Genomic DNA, 19266 nt, shown 5'->3' with positions numbered 1-19266 from the left:
TCTTCCCCGCACCAACGCCGCCAACCCTCGCACAGCCCTCACCCCCGCCACCACGGCGCACAGGGGGCGCAAACAGCAGCGCCCGGAGTCAACTCCGGGCGCTGGGGCGGGGGGACGTGCCTCTCGGGGGTCAGTCCGGGGGGAAGAGGTGGGTGAACGCCGCCAGGTTGTGGGTGGGTTCGCCGCGTGAGACGCGCCAGGCGTGTTCCTTGCGGATGGCCGTCGCGAAGCCCATTTCCAGCAGGGTGTTGAACGCGCCGTCCGCCGTCTCCAGGACCACGCCCAGCAGGCGGTCCAGCTCCGCCGGAGAGGCCGCCGCCAGCGGGAGGCGGCCGGCCAGGTAGATGTCGCCGTGGGCGTCCAGGGCGTACGCCACCCCGTACAGCCGGGCGTTGCGTTCCAGCAGCCAGCGGTGGACCGCCTCGTGGTTCTCGTCCGGGCGGCGGATGACGAACGCGTTCACCGACAGCGCGTGCCGGCCCAACCGCAGCGAGCAGGTGGTGGCCAGCTTGCGGGTGCCCGGCAGTGTGACCACGTAGTGGCCGGGGTCCGGGCGTTCCCACTCCACGCCCAGGTCGTTCAGCGTGTCCTCGACGGTGGTCGCGGTGGTGTCCTCAGCCATGCGCCGATCGTAGGGCGAAGCGGTGCGACTCCGTCGCCTCCCGGTACACGGACACCGTGCCGGCCGCCGTCGCCGCCCAGCCGAAGCGGCAGGCGTGCAGCGCCGCCGCCTGGCCCAGGCGGGCCGACAGCGACGCGTCGGCCGCGAACCTGCCCAGCGCGTCCGCGTAGTGCACCGGGTCGTGGTCCTCGATCAGGAAGCCGGTCGCCTGGTCCCGCACGACCACCGGCAGCCCGCCCACCGCCGCCGCGATCACCGGGGTGCCGCACGCCTGGGCCTCCACCGCCACCAGGCCGAAGGACTCGCTGTACGAGGGCATCACCAGCACGCTCGCCGCCCGGTACCAGTCCGCCAGCCGCTCCTGCCCCACCGGCGGGTGGAAGCGGACCAGCCGGGACAGGCCCAGCCGTTCCGCGAGCTTCTGGAGCCGTTCGGGGCGGGCCAGGCCGGTGCCCGAGGGGCCGCCCACGATCGGGACGACCATGCGGCCCGGCTCGGCCAGCGACGGGTCGCGGTCCAGCAGGTCCCGCACCGCGTGCAGCAGCAGATCGGGGGCCTTGAGCGGCTGGATGCGCCCCACGAACAGCGGGATCAGCGCGTCCTGCGGCAGCCCGAGGCGGGCCCGTGCCGCCGCTCGCCCGTCCGCCGGGCGGAAGACGTCCAGGTTGACGCCGGGGTGCACCACCGCGGTGCGCATCGGGTCGGCCTCGTAGTGCCGCACCAGCTCGGCGGCCTCCTCGGCCGTGTTGGCGATCAGCCGGTCCGCCGCCCGCACGATCTGGGTCTCGCCGATCACCCGGGCCGCCGGCTCCGGGCTGTCGCCGGCCGCCAGCGCGGCGTTCTTCACCTTGGCCATGGTGTGCATCGCGTGCACCAGCGGGACGCCCCAGCGCTCCGCGACCAGCCAGCCCACCTGCCCCGACAGCCAGTAGTGCGAGTGCACCAGGTCGAAGTACCCGGGCCGCTCCCCCGCCCAGATCTGGGTCACGCCGTGCGTGAACGCGCACATCTGGGCCGGCAGCTCCTCCTTGCTCAGCCCCTCGTACGGGCCGGCGTCCACGTGGCGTACCAGCACCCCGGGCGCCAGCTCCACGGCCGGCGGCAGCCCGCCCTGGGCCGCCCGCGTGAAGATCTCCACCTCCGTGCCGAGCGCCGCCAGCTGTCTGGACAGTTCGACGATGTAGACGTTCATGCCGCCCGCGTCGCCGGTGCCCGGCTGATGCAGCGGAGAGGTGTGAACGCTCAGCATCGCCACCCGGCGCGGTCGGTGCCCCACTGCGTCTCCTGACGGGCCGAGAGCGGAAAACGGACGTCTCCCCCACACCAGTGTGCCCAACGGTCCGGGGACGGCACGCGCCGGGTGGCGCCCGAAAAGTAGACTCGCCGGCATGCCTGAGGGGACGGTCACCCGGGGGACGACCAACCCCAATCGTCTGCGGCGCATGGACCGCTGGATCGCCCATGCGCACGGCACCGCCCTGCGCGGCGCCCACCACCCGCCGCTGGCCGTGGATCTGGGGTACGGGGCGGCGCCCTGGACCGCGGTCGAGCTGCTGGGGCGGTTGCGCCGGGTGCGGCCCGACGCCCGGGTGGCGGGGGTGGAGATCGACCCGGAGCGGGTGGCGGCGGCGCTGCCGTACGCACGGGACGGGCTCTCCTTCGTCCGCGGCGGGTTCGAGATGCCGCTGCCCGGCGGGGAACGGCCGCTGCTGATCCGGGCCGCGAACGTCCTGCGGCAGTACCCGGAGGACGCGGTCGGCGCGGTGTGGGAGCGGCTGTGCGGGCGGCTGGCGCCGGGCGGGCTGCTGGTGGAGGGCACCTGCGACGAGCCGGGGCGGCGGCACGTGTGGGTGGCGCTGGGGCCGGAGGGGCCGCGCACGGTCACCTTCGCCGCCCGGCTGGCGGATCTCGGTACTCCGTCCGACCTGGCCGAGCGGCTGCCCAAGGTGCTCATCCACCGCAATGTGCCGGGCGAACGCGTGCACCGGTTCCTGGCCGACTTCGACCGCGCCTGGGCCGCCGCCGCCCCGTACGCGCCGCTCGGCGCCCGGCAGCGCTGGGTCACGGCGGTACGGGCCCTGGCCGCCGCAGGCTGGCCGCTGGCCGATGACGTACGGCGCTGGCGGCAGGGCGAGGTCACGGTGCGGTGGGCGGCGCTGGCGCCCGGGGGTGCCGGCCCCGGCTGAGCCGGGTGGTGCCGGCCGAACCCGGTCGTGCTGGTGATCCCGGCCGGAGCAGACGCGCCGGACAGGCCGGACGGTGCCGACCATCCCCGAAGAACCCGGCGGTGCCCGCCGCCCCCGCCGAGCCGGGTGGTCCCGGGCCCGGTCCGAACCGGCGGGCGCGGGGCCGGGTCCGTGCCCCGGCGGGGGCCGCCACTTGGACGGCGCCGCTAGAGCGCGTCCAGCGCCGCCGCCAGCAGCGGCCGGTCCTGTGCGTGCGTCAGCTGGGTGAGGGCCTGCTCCGGCGGCAGCCACAGCAGCCGGTCCACCTCGTCGTTGGGCGAGAACCGGCCGCCGACCGCCTCACCGGCCCAGTAGTGGACCTCCTTGGGCCGCCCGCGCACCACATACCGGGCGGTGGGCAGCGGGGCGCCGAGCACGCAGATCATGCCGGTCTCCTCCAGCACCTCGCGCAGCGCCGCGTCCTCCGGCTCCTCCCCCGGGTGCAGCTTGCCCTTGGGGTGCGACCAGTCGTCGTAGCGGGGGCGGTGCACCAGCGCCACCTCCACCTCGCCCGACGGGCCCGCCGCGTACCGCCACAGCACGCAGCCGGCCGCCCGTACCGTCTCCTCCTCAGCCGTTCGTTCCACGGCGTCTCCTTCGTGCCTCGATCTGCATCTCCTGCACATTGCGCAGCGGCCGGCCGTCCGTGCCGGTCCAGTGCCGGGTCCATGCCCCGTCCGGGCCCAGGTGCCAGGACGCGGTGGTGTCGGCGGTGCCGGCCGCCAGCAGCCGGGTCAGGGTGGAGCGGTGCGCCGGGTCGGTGACCCGGACCAGGACCTCGATGCGGCGGTCCAGGTTGCGGTGCATCAGGTCGGCGCTGCCCAGCCACACCTCGCTGTCGCCGCCCGCCGCGAACGCGTACACCCGCGAGTGCTCCAGGAAGCGCCCCAGCACGCTGCGCACCCGGATGGTCTCGGACATGCCGGGCACCCCGGGGCGCAGGGCGCAGATGCCACGCACCCATATGTCGACCGGAACGCCCTCCTGCGAGGCCCGGTAGAGGGCGTCGATCACCGCCTCGTCGACGATCGCGTTGGTCTTGATGCGGATCGACGCCGGGCGGCCCGCCCGGTGGTGCGCTATCTCCCGGCCGATCCGGGCCAGCAGCCCGTCGCGCAGCGAGCGCGGGGCGACCAGCAGCCGGCGGTAGGTCTCGCGGCGGGAGTAGCCGGAGAGCCGGTTGAACAGGTCGGACAGGTCGGCGCCCACCTCGGCGTCGGCGGTGAGCAGTCCCAGGTCCTCGTAGAGCCGGGCCGTCTTGGGGTGGTAGTTGCCGGTGCCGACGTGGGCGTAGCGGCGCAGCGTCTCGCCCTCCTGGCGGACCACCAGCGACAGCTTGCAGTGCGTCTTGAGGCCCACCAGCCCGTACACGACGTGGCAGCCGGCCTCCTCCAGCTTGCGCGCCCACTTGATGTTGGCGTGCTCGTCGAAGCGGGCCTTGATCTCCACCAGCACCAGCACCTGCTTGCCGGACTCGGCGGCGTCGATGAGGGCGTCCACGATCGGGGAGTCGCCCGAGGTGCGGTACAGGGTCTGCTTGATGGCCAGGACGTCCGGGTCGGCGGCGGCCTGTTCCAGGAAGGTCTGGACGGAGGTGGAGAAGGAGTCGTACGGGTGGTGCAGCAGCACGTCGCGTTCGCGCAGCACGCCGAAGATGTCGGGGGCGGACGCGGATTCGACCTCGGCGAGTTCGCGGTGGGTGCCGGCCACGAACTTGGGGTACTTCAGCTCGGGGCGTTCCAGGGAGGCGATGTCGCCGAGCCCGGTGAGGTCCAGCGGCCCGGGCAGGGTGTAGACCTCCTCGTCCCGTATCTTCAGCTCGCGCACCAGCAGCCGCAGCACGCCGGGGTCGATGGACTCCTCGGCCTCCAGGCGGACGGGCGGGCCGAAGCGGCGGCGCAGCAGTTCCTTCTCCAGGGCCTGGAGGAGGTTCTCGGTGTCGTCCTCCTCGACCTCCAGGTCCTCGTTGCGGGTGACCCGGAAGACGTGGTGGGCGAGCACCTCCATGCCGGGGAAGAGTTCCTCCAGGTGGGCGGCGATCACGTCCTCGACGGGGACGAAGCGCTGCGGCGAGGCTTCGAGGAAACGGTCCAGCAGCGGCGGGACCTTGACCCGGGCGAAGTGCTTGTGGCCGGTGGCGGGGTTGCGCACCTCGACGGCCAGGTTCAGGGACAGGCCGGAGATGTACGGGAAGGGGTGGGCGGGGTCGACGGCCAGCGGGGTGAGGACGGGGAAGATCCGCTGCCGGAAGAGGGTGAACAGCCGGGTCTGCTCGGTCTCGGTCAGGTCCGGCCAGCGCAGCAGATGGATGCCCTCGGCGCCCAGCGCGGGGGCGACGGACCGCTGGTAGCAGGCGGCCTGGCGGACCATGAGTTCGCGCGAGCGGGTCCAGATGTCCTCCAGCACCTCGCGCGGCAGCTGGCCGGTGAGGGAGCGGGTGGCGACGCCGGTGGCGATGCGGCGCTTGAGGCCGGCGACGCGCACCATGAAGAACTCGTCGAGGTTGCTGGCGAAGATGCTGAGGAAGTTGGCGCGCTCCAGCAGCGGGGTGGCGGGGTCCTCGGCCAGTTCGAGGACGCGTTCGTTGAAGGCCAGCCAGCTGCGTTCGCGGTCCAGGAAGCGGTGTTCGGGCAGCGGGGCGCCGGCCGGGTCGGGCACGGTGGTGGCCGCCGCGGGGGCGCGTTCGACCGGTTCGGGCGCGGGGTCGGGTACGGCCACGGTCACGGGGTGGGCGGCGGCGGACGGGGGCGGCACCGTACGGTCCCGGTCCCGGTCGTCGCCGGGGTGGGGGCCGTCCTCCGGCCCCCCGGAGCCGGGTTCCGCGACGGACCCGGGTTCCGGCCCGGGTTCCGGCTCCGGTTCCGCCGCCGCGCCCGGCTCGGTCCTCCGGTCCGGCTCCGGCGCGCCCTTGTTCCGTGACGCCGCCGCGGCCTTCGCCGCGTCCGGGCCGACCCGCGCGCTCCGCGCTCCCCGCACCTCAGGACTCATGCCCCCATTCTCCCGCCAAGTGTGCGAACAGAGCACGTCAGCGGCGTGACCGAAAGGTGGCCGGGATGCGGATCAGGTTTCCGTGCGGTACATCAGGTCGGTCTCGTGGGTCCGGAACCCCAGGCCCTCGTACACCCGCAGCGCCGCCACGTTGTCGGCGTCCACGTACAGCATCGCGGTAGGAAGGGCCCGGTCGGCCGCCAGGTAGCGCAGGCCGATCAGGGTGAGTGCCTTGCCGAGCCCCAGGTTCTGGGCGTCCGGCGAGACCCCCACCACGTAGACCTCGCCCAGCGACTCGGCGCTGTGCACCTTCGTCCAGTGGAAGCCGAGCAGGCGGTCGCCGCGCACCGCGAGAAAGAACCCGGATGGGTCGAACCAGGGCTCCTTCTTCCGGGCGTCCAGGTCCACCTGGGTGAGGCCGCCCTGCTCGGGGTGGTGGGCGAAGGCGGCGGCGTTCAGCTCCAGCCAGGCGGCGTCGTCGCGGCCGGGCACGAAGCTGCGCACCGTCACCCCTTCGGGCAGTACGGGGTCGACGTCGCGCAGTCCCCCCAGCGGGCGGCGCAGCTGCCGCAGCTCGCGGAAGAGGGTCAGCCCCAGGACCTGGGCCAGGTGCCGGGCGGCCGGGTGACCGCCGTGCGCCCACAGCCGCAGCCGGTGGCCGGACTCGGCGAGCAGCGCCTCGCCCAGCAGCCGGCCGTGGCGCAGGCCGCGGTGGTCGGGGTGCACCACCAGTTCGCCGGAGGGGGCTTCGACCGGGTCGGTGCCGTCCAGCTGCGCGTACCCCACGAGTTGGCCGTGGTGCCGCATGAGCAGGTGTTTCACGCCGGTGCGCCGGCCGCCGCGCAGCAGCAGCCTGCCCTGTTCCGATACGGCGCTCTGCCCGTCGGTGCGGGCTGCCGCGTCGATCAGCCGCTCGGCCTCACGCAGCTGGGGGCCCGTCACCTCGTCGACCACGATGACGTCACTCATGACGAAGACTCTATGCCCATATCGCCCGGACCCTTCATCCGCTTGTTACCCGCGGCCCCCTGACACGCTACGCGCGTAGCCGTAGGCTGCCGTCGCACTGTCATGTCATCTCCCTGACAACTGTCCCCTTTTGTCCGCTACGGCCGGCCGGGATGCCGATCGGGCCGTCGCCCCCTCTTCCTTGCTTGTCCCCTGAATCCACGAGAGGCAATCTCCGCTGATGCGCACCTTGGCCACCCGGCGTTCGCGCCGGTTCAGACTGACGGCGGGCGCGGTCACCCTCGCAGCCGCCGGCGCCCTCGCCATCGGGGTACCCGCCGCCCAGGCCGGTACCGGAAACGGCAACGGGCAGGGCAACAGCCGCCCCGGTCCCGCCCTCGACCTCCAGATCCTCGCCATCAACGACCTGCACGGCGCCCTGGAACCCCCGGAGGGCTCCAACGGCCAGGTCACCCACCGGCACGAGGACGGCACCACCGAGCAGTTGGCCGCCGGTGGTGTCGAATACCTGGCCACCGGGCTGCGCGACGCCCGCAAGGGCAACAAGCGCTCGGTGACCGTCGCCGCCGGTGACCTCGTCGGCGCCACCCCGCTGCTCTCCGGCCTCTTCCACGACGAGCCGACCATCGAGGCGCTCAACAAGCTGGGCATGGACGTCGCGGGCGTCGGCAACCACGAGTTCGACGAGGGCTGGGAGGAACTCCAGCGCCTCCAGGACGGCGGCTGCCACCCGGTCGACGGCTGCTACGCCGATGACCGCACCTTCGAGGGCTCCGACTTCCCCTACCTCGCCGCCAACGTCGTCCACGAGGACAGCGGCGAACCGATCCTCGCCCCGTACAGCGTCCAGAACATCAAGGGCGTCAAGGTCGGTTTCATCGGCGTCACCCTGGAGGGCACGGCGGACATCGTCACCCAGGACGGCATCGAGGGCCTGGAGTTCCTCGACGAGGCCGAGACCATCAACCGCTACACCGCCGAGCTGGAGTCCCAGGGCGTCAACGCGATCGTCGCGCTGATCCACGAGGGCGGCTACCCGGCCGACCCGGCGTACAACGCCGACTGCGACGCGGGCGCCGACGGCATCTCCGGGCCCATCGTGGAGATCGCCGGGGCCATCGACGCCAACGTGGACGCACTGATCACCGGCCACACCCACCAGCCGTACGTGTGCACCATCCCCGACCCGGACGGCAACGACCGCCTGGTCACCTCCGCCGCCTCCAACGGCCGGCTGTTCACCGAGCTGAACATGAAGTACGACCCGCGCACCAAGGACATCGTGCGCACCTCGGTCGAGGGCACCAACCGGGTCGTGGACCGCGACCGGAAGCCGGCCCGCGACCTCACCCGGCTGATCGACTACTGGAACGAGCTGGCGGCCCCGGTCGCCAACGCCCCCATCGGCTACATCTCCGAGGACATCCAGGGCCGCGGCGCCGGCACCCCCGAGTTCCCCCTCGGTGACCTGATCGCCGACGCCCAGCTGGCCCACGCGGTCGAGCTGGAGGGCACCGCCGACCTCGCCCTGATGAACCCCGGCGGGGTGCGCGCCGACCTGGTGTACGCCGCCTCGGGCGACGAGGGCGACGGCGTGGTGACGTACGGCGAGGGCTTCACCGTCCAGCCGTTCTCCAACACCGTCAATCTGCTGAGCATCACCGGTGAACAGCTGCTCCAGGTGCTGCGCGAGCAGGTCAGCGGCCCCAACGCCGCCACGCCCAAGATCCTCCAGCCCTCCGAGGGGCTCACCTACACCCTGGACCTGAGCCGCTCCGGCGCCGACCGGATCGTGGCGGACACCGTGCTGCTGGACGGTGAGCCGATCGAGGCGGAGCGCGTCTACCGGGTCGCGGTCAACTCCTTCCTGGCGGGCGGCGGCGACGGCTTCCCGACCCTGGCCGAGGGTACCGACCCGCGCGTCGGCAACGACGACATGCGGGTGCTGGCGGACTACCTGCTGGCGCACTCCTCCGCCGACGCCCCGCTGGCGGCGCCGGCGGCCGACCGGATCACGGTCCTTCCGTAACGCCCGGCACGGTGGCCGGTACGGGTCAGGGGCGCGGCACGGCGATCGCCGTCAGCAGCACCCCGTCCCGTACCAGCCACCGTCCGTCGAACCGTCCCACGCTCACCCCGTCCACCACCGGCCCCGGCACCAGCAGTTCGGCCCCGAACGTGCCGGCCCCGGGGTCGAACGTCACCCGCGCCTGCTCGAAGTCCAGCCACTGCCCGGTCAGCGGGAACCACGCCTTGTACACGCTCTCCTTGGCGCTGAACAGCAGCCGCTCCCAGCGCACCCGCGGATGGCCGGCCGCCAGCTTGGCCAGGTGTTCGCGCTCCTCGGGCAGCGACACCAGCTCCAGCACGCCCGCGTCGCGCAGCGGTTCGTGCGGCTCCGCGTCCAGGCCGATGGACGCCAGCGCCCCTCCGGTACGGGCCACCGCCGCCGCCCGGTAGCCGGCGCAGTGCGTCATGGAGCCCAGGAACCCCGCCGGCCACCGGGGCGCCCCGCGCTCACCGGGCAGCAGCGGCACCCGGGGCCCGCCGAGCCGCTCCAGGGCGGTACGGGCGCAGCCGCGCACGGTGGCGAACTCGGTGCGGCGCTTGGCCACCGCCCGCGCCACCACCGCCTCCTCCTCCGGGAACAGCTCGGGCAGCCGTTCCGGGTCCCCGAACATCTCGACCGCGCTCACCGGCGGCGGCAGGAGTTCCCCGATCACGCGCGGATCACCACCGGCCGGCCCGGCGTGCCGCCGCGCGGCCGCCATTCGCGCGGGTAGCCGAGCGACACCTCGTGGTGCGGCACGCCGTCCCGGGTGATGCGGCGCGGGATGTGCAGATGCCCGTAAACGACGGCGGCGGCCCGGAACCGTACCGGCCAGTCGTCGGTCGCCTCGGTCCCGCACCACAGCGCGAACTCGGGGTAGCGCAGCACCCGGGTGGGCTGCCGGATGAGCGGGTGGTGGTTGATCAGCACGGTGGGCAGGTCCTCGGGCAGGGCGGCGAGCCGCTCCTCGGTGCTGTCCAGCCGGGCCCGGCACCACGCCTGCCGGCTGGGGTACGGGTCCGGATGCAGCAGGTACTCGTCGGTGCACACCACCCCGGCGGCCTCCGCCACCGCGAGCGCCTCGGCGGTGGTGCGGGTGCCGGGCGGCCGGAAGGTGTAGTCGTACAGCAGGAACAGCGGCGCGATCGCGACCGGTCCCCGCTCACCCTGCCACACGGCGTACGGGTCCTCGGGGGTGAGCACCCCCAGGCCGCGGCACAGCTCCACCAGCCGCTCGTAGCGCCGTTCGCCGCGCAGCTGCACGGGGTCGGCGGCGGGGGTCCACAACTCGTGGTTGCCCGGCGTCCACACCACCCGGGCGAAGCGGGAAGCGAGCAGCGTCAGCGCCCACTCGATGTCCGAGAACGTCTCCCCCACGTCGCCCGCCACCAGCAGCCAGTCGTCGTCCGACTCGGGACGTAACTCCTCGGTGATCTTGCGGTTCTCGTCGTAGGCCACGTGCAGATCGCTGATGGCCAGCAGTTTCCCCATGGGCTGAGTCCTGCCACCGGGCGCGGCCGGCGAAACGCGAACCTCAATCAAGATTGAGCTATGCGTACGATGGCGGGTGTGTCTCCCACCATCACCAAGGAACTCACCATCGGCCAGCTCGCCGAGCGCAGCGGGGTCGCCACCTCGGCGCTGCGCTTCTACGAGGAGCAGCGCCTCATCAGCAGCCGCCGCACCTCGGGCAACCAGCGCCGCTACCACCGCGACACGCTGCGCCGGGTGGCGTTCATCAAGGTCTCGCAGAACGTCGGGATGCCGCTGAACGCCATCCGCGACGCGCTGCACGAACTGCCCGAGGGCCGTACCCCCACCAAGGAGGACTGGGCCCGGCTGTCCGAGTTCTGGAAGGCCGATCTCAACGCGCGGATCTGGCAGCTGACCCGGATCAGGGATGATCTGACCGAGTGCATCGGCTGCGGCTGCCTGTCCCTGGAGAGCTGCTCGCTGGCCAACCCGTCCGACGTGTGCGGGCAGCGCGGTCCCGGCCCGGTGCGGCTGCTGGAGAACGCCCCCGAGGGCGCCCCCGGCTGCGGAACGGCCTGCGCCTAGCGGCCCGGCGTCGGCGCCCCTAACGAGGCGGGCGGCGGGGTCGGGGCGCCGGGCAGCCGCAGGACCGCCTCCGTACCGCCGCCGGGCGCCGGGTGCAGGGCGATCCCGCCGCCGCTCTCGCGCACGGTGCGGGCCACGATCGACAGCCCGAGCCCGGAGCCCGGCAGCCCGCGCGCGCCCGGGGAGCGCCAGAACCGCTCGAAGACGTGCGGGAGTTCGTCGGGCGGGATGCCGGGGCCGTGGTCGCGGATGCGCAGCAGCCCGCCGCGCAGTGTCACCTCCACCACCTCGCCGTCGCCGCTGAACTTCACCGCGTTGTCCAGGAGATTGACCAGCGCCCGCTCCAGCGCGGACGGTTCGGCGCGCACGAACCACGGATCGAGTTCGGCGTCGATGGCGAGCCCGCGCGCCCGCCCGCGCAGCCGCACCCGGTCCACTGCCCGGCGCGTCACCTCGTGCAGCCCCACCACTTCCAGCCGCCCGCCCCCGGCGGGCCGCTCCGGGCGGGACAGCTCCTGGAGGTCGCCGATCAGCGCGGCCAGTTCGGTCAGCTGATCGGTCACCGACTCCAGCAGCCGCCGCCGGTCCTCGGGCGGCAGCGGGCGGCCCGTCTGCTCGCTGCGCACCAGCAGCTCGATGTTGGTGCGCAGCGAGGTGAGCGGGGTGCGCAGCTCGTGCCCGGCGTCGGCGATCAGCTGCTGCTGGAGCTCGCGGGAGGAGGCGAGGGCGGCGGTCATGGAGTTGAAGGCGGCGGACAGCCGGGCGATCTCGTCGTCGCCGGCCACCGGGATGCGGGTGGTGAGGTCCTCGGTCCTGGCCACGTGCTCGGCGGCGGCGGTCAGCCGGTCCACGGGCCGCAGCCCGGCCCGGGCCAGCGCCACTCCGGCCCCGGCGGCGGTGATCGCCCCGGCGGCGGCGACCAGGGCCAGCACGACGACGAGGGAGCGCAGCGGGTCGGTGACCTCGTCCAGCGGGCGGGCCACCGTGACGGCGCCGTTGGTGGTGGTCTCCAGCGGGCGGGTGAGCACCCGGTAGGTGACACCGTCCGAGCCGGTGGTGTTGTGGAAGGACTCGGCGGCCCTGCGGTCCGCGACGGCGGTGTCGGAGGGCGAGACGTCCAGGGTCGCCGCCCCGGAGATGATGCAGCTCGATCCGTCGGAGTTGACCACCTGGATCGTGGAGTCGAACGGCATCGGCACGTTCTGCGGGACGTCGGCCGGTTCCGGGTAGCACTGGCCGTTCTGCCACATGCGGTAGACCGCCACCGGGTCGGCCCGGTTGTCCCGCAGGGTGTCGTCGAGGGACCTGATCAGCTGGTCGCGGACCAGGAACCAGGCCGCGATCGCGCACGCCGCCACGGCCACCGCCACCGCGAGGGCCGTCAGCAGGGCCAGCCGGGAGCGCAGCGACAGACCACCGCTGCCGGACGTCACTGGCCGTCCCGCAGCACGTAGCCGACGCCGCGCACGGTGTGCACCAGGCGCGGTTCGCCGCCGGCCTCGGTCTTGCGGCGCAGATACATGATGTAGACGTCCAGCGAGTTGGACGACGGTTCGTAGTCGAAGCCCCAGACGGCGTGCAGGATCTGCTCGCGGGTGAGGACCTGGCGGGGGTGGGTGAGGAACAGCTCCAGCAAGGTGTACTCGGTGCGCGTCAGCTCGACGGGGCGGGGGCCGCGCCGTACCTCCCGGGTCGTGGGGTCCATCCGCAGCTCGCCGAAGGCCAGCAGCCCGGCGTCCGGGTCGGCGGCGCCGTCGCGGCCGTCCCCGGCGGCGGTGCCGCCCGGGCGGGCGTAGCCGCTGCGGCGCAGCAGGGCCCGCAGCCGGGCCAGCAGCTCATCGAGTTCGAACGGCTTGACGAGGTAGTCGTCCGCCCCGGCGTCGAGGCCGCTGACCCGGTCGCCGATCGTGTCCCGGGCGGTCAGCATCAGGATCGGCACCCGGTCCCCGGCGGCGCGCAGCCGGCGGGCGGCGGTGAGCCCGTCCATGCGGGGCATGAGCACGTCGAGGACGATCGCGTCCGGGTGGTAGCGCTCGGCCGTGGTCAGAGCGTCCAGGCCGTCGACGGCGGTCTCGGTGGCGTACCCCTCGAAGGCGAGGGAGCGCTGCAGGGCGTCCCGCACGGCCGGCTCGTCGTCGACGATGAGCACCCGCGAACCATCACTCATGCGCGTCAGTCTCGCATCAGACGTTGTGGGACGAACCGGAGCTTCCGTCTTCGAGCGCGCTGAGCACGCTCTTGACGGTGTTGATCGGGATGGCGAAGCCGAGACCGGCGCTGCCGGATTCGGCGGACGTGCTGTACATGGCGGAGTTGATGCCGATGACCTCGCCGTTCATGGTGACGAGGGCGCCGCCGGAGTTCCCGGGGTTGAGGGAGGCGTCGGTCTGGATGGCCTGGTAGGTGGTGGTGGAGTCGCCGGTGTCGCCGTTGTAGCGGCCGCCGCCGTACTCGAAGGGCCACTGCTGCTGCGGCTGCTGCTGGGAGCTGTCGCCGGTGCTGACGGTGACATCCCGGTCGAGTGCGGAAACGATCCCGCTGGTGACGGTGCCGGACAGCCCCTCGGGCGAACCGATGGCCACGACCTGGTCGCCCACGGCCACCGCGTCGGAGTCGCCGAGCGTGGCGGCGGTGAGCCCGGAGACGTCCTGGGCCTGGATGACGGCGAGGTCGGTGTCCGGGTCGGAGCCGGTGACGGTCGCGGTGGCGGTGGAGCCGTCCGCGAAGGTGACCCGCACCTGGCCGGCACCGGAGACGACATGGTTGTTGGTGAGGATCTCGCCGTCGGAGGAGAGGATCACCCCGGAGCCGGTGGCGCTCCCGGTGGAGATCTCCACGACGGACGGCGACACGGCGGCGGCCACGGAGGCGACGGAGCCGTCGGTGTGGACCGAGACGTTGGTGCCGCTGACGCTGGAGCCGCTCCCGGCGGCGACGGACCCGGCGTCCCCGAGCAGCGCGGCGGTCCCGCCCCCCACCCCGCCGGCGACCACGGCCACGGCGGCCAGCAGCGCCACGGATGTCCCCGCGCGGCGGCCGCGCCCCCGGTGCGAGGCCGGCTGGGCCGGCGGAGCCAGACCTTCAGCTGCGGCCTCCGGCGCCTGCCCGGGCTGCGGAGGGTGCGGGTGGAACGGCTGATTCCCCTGGTTTTCGCTCATGCACCGACAGTGCGCCCCGAAGATGAGAGGAGGCTGAGAACCGCCTCAGAGTTCCCCTGTGAGGTCAGCCGGTGGGGAAGTCGCCGGTGTCCAGCGAGCAATCGAAGGGGGCGGGCAGCGGGATCGGATCGCCGAACTTCCCGGTCCACAGCGTCTGGTACACACCGCGCTGAGGTGCGCCGAACAGCGTGATGACGGGCCCCGTCGGAGGTACGCGATCCACGAGCAGGTAGAGCGGGACACCGGCGCGGGCGTACCCGGCGAGCTTCTCGACACGGTCCCGGCCCGCGTTGCCGGGTGAGGTGACCTCCACGACCAGGGCGGCGTCTCCCGCCCGGGTCTCGGGGACACCGTCCAGCATCAGGGCTTCCGGCAGCACCACCAGGTCGGGCTGGAAGACGCCCGAGCGCAGCGGAATCCGCACGTCGACGTTCTGGTAGACGTCCCAGCCCTCGGGAATCGCTGGATGCAGTCGCCATTGCAGCTTGGTCGCGATAAAGGTGTGCGGCTTCGACGGCGCGGGCGACATGACGATGGACCCCTCGATGATCTCCGCCTTCCAGCCCGGGGGGACATCCATCTCCTCCCAGACCCTGACGAGCTCATCCCAGGTCTCTCCCCGGACATACGGGGGTTCAACAGCAGGCACACTCACAGCGGACTCCTTACATTGCCGACACCCACTCCAGCATGCACGGAGCACCCAAACCGGGTCTACCGACCCACTTCACCCGAACGTATGACCGTGGGCCATCAGGGTGACGCCGGGTGGTGCCCTGCGGGTGTCAGACCGGTTCCGCCGGGCAGCCGCAGGAGCGGCGGACGCGCAGGGAGGCCGGGAACTGGCGGTGCCGCTCCAGGGCGGGGCCGTCCTGGTCGTTGATCGCCAGCTCGACCGCCGCCCGGGCCATGCCCACCCGGTCCGAGCCGACCGTCGTCAGCGGCGGGTCGGTCAGGGCCGCTTCCTTGACGTCGTCGAAGCCCGCCACCGCCAGCTCCTGCGGCACCTCGATGCGCAGCTCGCGGGCCGCCCGCAGCACGCCGATCGCCTGGTCGTCCGTGGCGCACACCAGCGCCGGCGGCCGGTCGGGGCCGGCCAGCAGGTCCAGCGCGACCCGGTAGGCGTCGTACCGGTTGTACGGGGCCTGGAAGAGCCGCCCCTCCGTCGACAGGCCCGCCTCGTCCATCGCCCGGCGCCAGCCGGTGACGTGGTCGGTGACGGGGTCGCCCGACTCCGGTGTGGAGGCCACCCCGCCCAGGCAGGCCACGTACGGGTGGCCGTGGTCCAGCAGGTGCCGGGTCAGCCGCTGCGCGCCAGCGATGTCGTCCAGTACCACCGTCACGTCGTCGATCGCGTCGGGCCGCCGGTGCAGCAGCACCACCCGGGCGTCCCAGGCGTCGATCTCGGCCGCCGCGTGCTCGCTGGGGCCCGAGCTGATGAGGATCAGGCCCGAGACCCGCATGCCCAGGAACGCCCGCAGATAGTGGACCTCGCGCTCGTCCCGGTAGTCGGAGTTGCCGACCAGCACCATCTTTCCGCGCTCGGCCGCCGCCTGTTCCACCGCGTGCGCCATCTCCGCGAAGAACGCCTGCCGGGCGTCGGGCACGATCAGGCCTATGAGGTCGGTGCGTTGGGAGGCCATCGCCTGCGCCACCCGGTCCGGGCGGTACCCGAGTTCCTTGATCGCGGCGAGCACCCGCTCGCGCGTGCCGGCCGCGACGGGGCGCGGTCCGTTGTTGATGACATAGCTCACGACCGCGGTCGACGTACCCGCCAGTCGCGCCACATCGTCCCGCGTCACCTTGGCCACCTCGGCAGTCTACGCGCGCAACCGCCCCCGGAACACAGGTCCCAGGGGCGGAGGGCGACGCGGAAGGTGAAGGTGTGGTGCGGCGTTCACGCGCGCCGCGCGGCCTCCTTGATGAGCTGCTCGGCCTCGCGGGTCACCGCACGCGCGTGGTCGTCGGCCGGCTTCTCCTTCTCCGGAACGACGAAGCGGTAACCGACGTTGCGCACGGTGCCGATCAGCGACTCGTGCTCGGGGCCCAGTTTGGCGCGCAGCCGCCGCACATGGACGTCCACGGTGCGGGTGCCGCCGAAGTAGTCGTAGCCCCAGACCTCCTGGAGGAGCTGGGCGCGGGTGAAGACCCGGCCCGGGTGCTGCGCCAGGTACTTCAGCAGCTCGAACTCCTTGAAGGTGAGGTCCAGGACGCGGCCCTTGAGCTTGGCGCTGTAGGTGGCCTCGTCGACCGACAGGTCGCCGTTGCGGATCTCCATCGGGCTGTCGTCGCTCACCAGCTGCTGGCGGCCGGTGGCCAGCCGCAGCCGCGCCTCGACCTCGGCGGGCCCGGCGGTGTCCAGGACCACGTCGTCCACGCCCCAGTCGGCGGTGACGGCGGCGAGCCCGCCCTCGGTGACGATCAGCAGCAGCGGGCAGCCCGGCCCGGTGGAGCGCAGCAGCTGGCACAGGGAGCGGACCTGGGGGAGGTCCTTGCGGCCGTCGATGAGGATGACGTCGGCGCTGGGGGCGTCGACCAGGGCGGGGCCTTCGGCCGGGGCCACGCGGACGTTGTGCAGCAGCAGTTCGAGGGCGGGGAGCACTTGCGAGGACGGCTGGAGGGCGTTGGTCAGCAGAAGCAGGGAACTCATCGGGGGGCGTTCCTTCCTCGGTCCTGGCGGCGGGGCTGCTGTGCGACGGGACGATTCGAGCGGCTCTGCCCTGAAAGCACAAAAGGACCCGGTATGGCGCCATCGCCCGGATCCTTTACGTGCCCAGCAGCATAGCCGAAACAGTTCATCTTGCGCAGGGGCCGTCTTAAGGAGCGGGACGGACAACCGCCATCATGGGTGCGACAGCGACGCGGGAGGATCTTGATGGCGAGCGGCACCATCCGGTACTGGGCGGCGGCGAAAGCCGCGGCCGGTACGGCGGAGGAGGGGTTCGAGGCCGCCACCCTGGCCGGGGTCCTGGCGGCGGCGCGGGAGCGGCACGCGGCCCGGCCGGAGTTCGCGCGGGTGCTGGCCCGCTGCTCCTTCCTGGTGAACGGCGAGCAGGTGGGCAAGCGCGGCCATGACACGGTGACGCTGCCGGAGGGCGCGACCGTCGAGGTGCTGCCGCCCTTCGCGGGCGGGGCGCGGTGAGCGCCGGGCCCGGTCGCGGGCGCGGCACGGAGCACCCGGAGGGGGACGCGGCCCGTCCCGCCGTCCATCCGTACGAAAATAGCCCCGTGAGTGAGATCTCTGACCCCACCCGTAACCCCGGCGACACGCGCGCGGCAGGCGCCTCGCACCGGGCCACCTCGCCGATCATCCCGCCCGGGATCCAGCCCGCCCTGCTGACCGCCGCGCTCGCGGCGCTGTTCGCCGTCACCGCCCCGCACGGGCAGTGGGCGCTGCTGGGGCCGGTCATCGTGCTCCAGGCGGTGACCGCCGCCGGCTGGTTCCGGCTGAACGGGATGTGGCCGGCCCGGCAGGGCATCCTGCTGGCGTTCGCGGGCGGCCTGGCGGCCGATGTCGTGCTGCTGTCCACCTCCCGCGAGCACGGCATCACGGCCATGATCGGCACCCTGGGGGTCTGGTTCCTGCTGGTGGTGCTGCTCCAGCTGCGGCACCGCGGCTCGGGCGACGAACGTCTGGACTCGCTGACCGCGACGGCCGCCTCTACGCTGCTGACGGTGGTGGCCGCCGGTCATCTGGCGGCGGTGGAGTTCTCCTCCACGGCGGTGGTGGTCGCCTCGGCGGCGGTCGCGGTGGCGGCGGTGGCGCGCGGCCTGGTGACGGCGGCGTTCGTGGCGCCCGCCCTGGCCTTCGTGCTGGCGACGGCCGCCGGGGCCGGTGCCGCGCAGGTGGCCGATCTCGACCTGTGGAAGGGCGCGGCGCTGGGCGCGGCCGCCGGGGCGTGTGCGCTGGCGGGCCTGCGGGTGGCCTCCTACGACTTCCCCTCCCGCTTCGTGCACTTCACCGCGGGGGTCGCGCTGCCGCTGACCGCCGCCGCCCCGGCGGTGTATCCGCTGGCCCGGGCGCTGCTGTGAGCCCGCACGTGTAACGGAGCTGCTGCAAGGCTCCGGCCGGACCGCCGCGAAACGGAACCCCGGGTTACGCTCGCGGCAGTCCGGTCACTCCATGGGGGAATAGAACCCGAATGCGCGCTCTGCGAATATCACTGATCGTGCTCGTCGTCCTCGGCGTGCTCTTCACCGTGGCCGACCGGCTCTCGGTGTCCTGGGCGGAGGACGAGGTCGCCTCCCGCGCCCAGAGCTCTCTGGGCCTGTCGGAGACGCCGGACGTCTCGATCAAGGGTTTCCCCTTCCTCACCCAGATCGCGGGCAAGAACCTCAGCCGGGTCGACGTCGGGGTCAGCTCGTACCCCGCCCAGGTGGACGGCACCGCCGTCACCGTGGAGCAGCTGGACATCGAGCTGCGCGACCTGAAGCTGGGCTCCAACTTCTCCACCGCCACCGCGCGGCACGCGGACGGCACCGGCCTGATCACGTACGAGGAGCTGAGCCGCGCGTACGGCGAACTGCTCGGCTCGGAGAGCACGGGCCTGGGGGTCGCCTTCGGCCCCGCCGAGGACGGGCGGCTGCTGATCACCCTCCAGGCGTCCGTGATGGGGCAGCGCATCAATGTCGGCGACGTGCCCGGTGACATCACGCTGGAGGGCGACCGGGTGCGGGTCGAGGTGGACACCGAGGCGCTGACGGGCATCCCCGATTCCGTGCTGCCGCAGGTGGAGACCCTGATCCAGGAGCAGGCGGGCGTGGAGCGCACCATCTCCGGGCTGCCCGACGGCCTGGCGCTCACGTCGGTGACGCCGGGCCCGGAGGGTCTGGAGCTGACGGTCTCGGGCAGCGATCTGAGCCTGGTCGGCTGATCTCGCGCCGCACCGCACCGCGTTTCATATAGCGGACATCACCGTCTCAGCATCCGGAAGCCCCGTGACAGGGCGGGGACCGTATCCGTACGATCACGGACATGATGCGTCAGGCTGCGGGCACCCCCGCCGGGGGACTCACCAAGCGGCGGGCAGTGGACCTCTGCCGCGTCGCCGCCATGCTCTGTCGCCGCGCCGGCTGACAGCCGCGCCACCCCCCGTACCGCCGTACCACCGCGATCCCCCGCGCCCCTGGCGCGCCCTGCCCCGCTCCGTCTCGGCACGCGTGTACGCCGGTACGTGTCCGGTCATCCCGATCCGG

Annotated in this window: 20 protein-coding genes; 7 read left to right on the top strand and 13 right to left on the bottom strand. The window is 73.1% G+C overall.

Annotated features, from left to right (window positions below):
- Positions 1-130 precede the first annotated feature (130 nt).
- Both ACTFAP_RS16475 and mshA read right to left on the bottom strand, forming a co-directional pair.
- Positions 131-622: a type III secretion system chaperone family protein gene (locus ACTFAP_RS16475; protein WP_390123932.1), complete on the bottom strand. Its 492-nt coding sequence runs from the start codon at positions 620-622 to the stop codon at positions 131-133.
- A complete protein-coding gene (mshA, locus tag ACTFAP_RS16470; protein WP_495684960.1) occupies positions 615-1871 on the bottom strand; it encodes a D-inositol-3-phosphate glycosyltransferase in 1257 nt (418 codons plus the stop codon). Before mshA ends, ACTFAP_RS16475 begins: the two co-directional genes overlap by 8 nt.
- Positions 1872-2010: 139 nt before the next feature.
- Between mshA and ACTFAP_RS16465 the strand changes: the two genes are divergently transcribed.
- Positions 2011-2808 carry a class I SAM-dependent methyltransferase gene (locus tag ACTFAP_RS16465; RefSeq protein WP_400013311.1) on the top strand — a complete coding sequence of 266 codons (798 nt, stop codon included), beginning with the start codon at positions 2011-2013 and terminating at the stop codon, positions 2806-2808.
- Positions 2809-3014: 206 nt separating this feature from the next.
- Here the strand turns inward: ACTFAP_RS16465 and ACTFAP_RS16460 are convergent, their stop codons facing one another.
- The 3 genes from ACTFAP_RS16460 to mshD form a co-directional block, all read right to left on the bottom strand.
- Positions 3015-3473, bottom strand: coding sequence for an NUDIX hydrolase (locus ACTFAP_RS16460; protein WP_390123936.1), 459 nt, complete (start codon positions 3471-3473; stop codon positions 3015-3017).
- Complete coding sequence (locus ACTFAP_RS16455; RefSeq protein WP_500466713.1) at positions 3418-5835, bottom strand: RNA degradosome polyphosphate kinase; 2418 nt, start codon at positions 5833-5835, stop codon at positions 3418-3420. The genes ACTFAP_RS16460 and ACTFAP_RS16455 overlap by 56 nt, the downstream gene beginning before the upstream one ends.
- Positions 5836-5907: 72 nt before the next feature.
- Positions 5908-6804, bottom strand: coding sequence for a mycothiol synthase (gene mshD / locus ACTFAP_RS16450; protein WP_495681287.1), 897 nt, complete (start codon positions 6802-6804; stop codon positions 5908-5910).
- Between the two features lie 220 nt (positions 6805-7024).
- Here mshD and ACTFAP_RS16445 point away from each other — a divergent pair, with 220 nt between their 5' ends.
- Entirely contained in the window at positions 7025-8833 is a 1809-nt protein-coding gene (locus ACTFAP_RS16445; protein WP_500466712.1) for a bifunctional metallophosphatase/5'-nucleotidase, read from the top strand.
- Between the two features lie 25 nt (positions 8834-8858).
- Here ACTFAP_RS16445 and ACTFAP_RS16440 read toward each other — a convergent pair whose 3' ends face one another.
- On the bottom strand, positions 8859-9527 hold the full coding sequence (locus ACTFAP_RS16440) for a 4'-phosphopantetheinyl transferase superfamily protein (protein WP_495681285.1): 669 nt from the start codon (positions 9525-9527) through the stop codon (positions 8859-8861).
- Positions 9524-10345, bottom strand: a complete 822-nt coding sequence (locus ACTFAP_RS16435) for a metallophosphoesterase family protein (RefSeq protein WP_390123945.1) — start codon at positions 10343-10345, stop codon at positions 9524-9526. The genes ACTFAP_RS16440 and ACTFAP_RS16435 overlap by 4 nt, the downstream gene beginning before the upstream one ends.
- A 69-nt stretch (positions 10346-10414) precedes the next feature.
- On the opposite strand from ACTFAP_RS16435, the gene soxR reads away from it, so the two are divergent.
- Complete coding sequence (soxR, locus tag ACTFAP_RS16430) at positions 10415-10912, top strand: redox-sensitive transcriptional activator SoxR (RefSeq protein WP_495684959.1); 498 nt, start codon at positions 10415-10417, stop codon at positions 10910-10912.
- Here the strand turns inward: soxR and ACTFAP_RS16425 are convergent.
- The 6 genes from ACTFAP_RS16425 to ACTFAP_RS16400 form a co-directional block, all read right to left on the bottom strand.
- Complete coding sequence (locus tag ACTFAP_RS16425; protein WP_500466711.1) at positions 10909-12345, bottom strand: HAMP domain-containing sensor histidine kinase; 1437 nt, start codon at positions 12343-12345, stop codon at positions 10909-10911. The genes soxR and ACTFAP_RS16425 overlap by 4 nt on opposite strands.
- The gene (locus ACTFAP_RS16420; protein ID WP_500466710.1) at positions 12342-13079 is read right to left on the bottom strand and encodes a response regulator transcription factor; all 738 of its coding nucleotides are present in this window, start codon (positions 13077-13079) and stop codon (positions 12342-12344) included. The genes ACTFAP_RS16425 and ACTFAP_RS16420 overlap by 4 nt, the downstream gene beginning before the upstream one ends.
- 16 nt (positions 13080-13095) lie before the next feature.
- Positions 13096-14070 (bottom strand): trypsin-like peptidase domain-containing protein, encoded by a 975-nt coding sequence (locus ACTFAP_RS16415; protein WP_495681282.1) that lies wholly within the window; start codon positions 14068-14070, stop codon positions 13096-13098.
- Between the two features lie 64 nt (positions 14071-14134).
- On the bottom strand, positions 14135-14650 hold the full coding sequence (locus ACTFAP_RS16410; RefSeq protein WP_495681281.1) for a Uma2 family endonuclease: 516 nt from the start codon (positions 14648-14650) through the stop codon (positions 14135-14137).
- Between the two features lie 205 nt (positions 14651-14855).
- Complete coding sequence (locus ACTFAP_RS16405; protein ID WP_030729699.1) at positions 14856-15881, bottom strand: LacI family DNA-binding transcriptional regulator; 1026 nt, start codon at positions 15879-15881, stop codon at positions 14856-14858.
- A gap of 86 nt (positions 15882-15967) precedes the next feature.
- Positions 15968-16720 carry a winged helix-turn-helix transcriptional regulator gene (locus ACTFAP_RS16400; RefSeq protein WP_364245453.1) on the bottom strand — a complete coding sequence of 251 codons (753 nt, stop codon included), beginning with the start codon at positions 16718-16720 and terminating at the stop codon, positions 15968-15970.
- A gap of 225 nt (positions 16721-16945) precedes the next feature.
- Here ACTFAP_RS16400 and ACTFAP_RS16395 point away from each other — a divergent pair, with 225 nt between their 5' ends.
- From ACTFAP_RS16395 to ACTFAP_RS16380, 4 genes are all read left to right on the top strand, one after another.
- Positions 16946-17212 (top strand): MoaD/ThiS family protein, encoded by a 267-nt coding sequence (locus ACTFAP_RS16395; RefSeq protein ID WP_495681280.1) that lies wholly within the window; start codon positions 16946-16948, stop codon positions 17210-17212.
- A gap of 86 nt (positions 17213-17298) precedes the next feature.
- Positions 17299-18102: a hypothetical protein gene (locus ACTFAP_RS16390; RefSeq protein WP_390123958.1), complete on the top strand. Its 804-nt coding sequence runs from the start codon at positions 17299-17301 to the stop codon at positions 18100-18102.
- A 110-nt stretch (positions 18103-18212) separates the two neighbouring features.
- Positions 18213-18944 carry an LmeA family phospholipid-binding protein gene (locus tag ACTFAP_RS16385; protein WP_495681279.1) on the top strand — a complete coding sequence of 244 codons (732 nt, stop codon included), beginning with the start codon at positions 18213-18215 and terminating at the stop codon, positions 18942-18944.
- Between the two features lie 101 nt (positions 18945-19045).
- Positions 19046-19147, top strand: a complete 102-nt coding sequence (locus tag ACTFAP_RS16380) for a putative leader peptide (protein ID WP_346133130.1) — start codon at positions 19046-19048, stop codon at positions 19145-19147.
- The last annotated feature ends 119 nt before the right edge of the window (positions 19148-19266 follow it).

The organism is Streptomyces sp. PH9007, from assembly GCF_059813725.1.
This window is presented reverse-complemented; position numbering and strand designations above follow the sequence as displayed.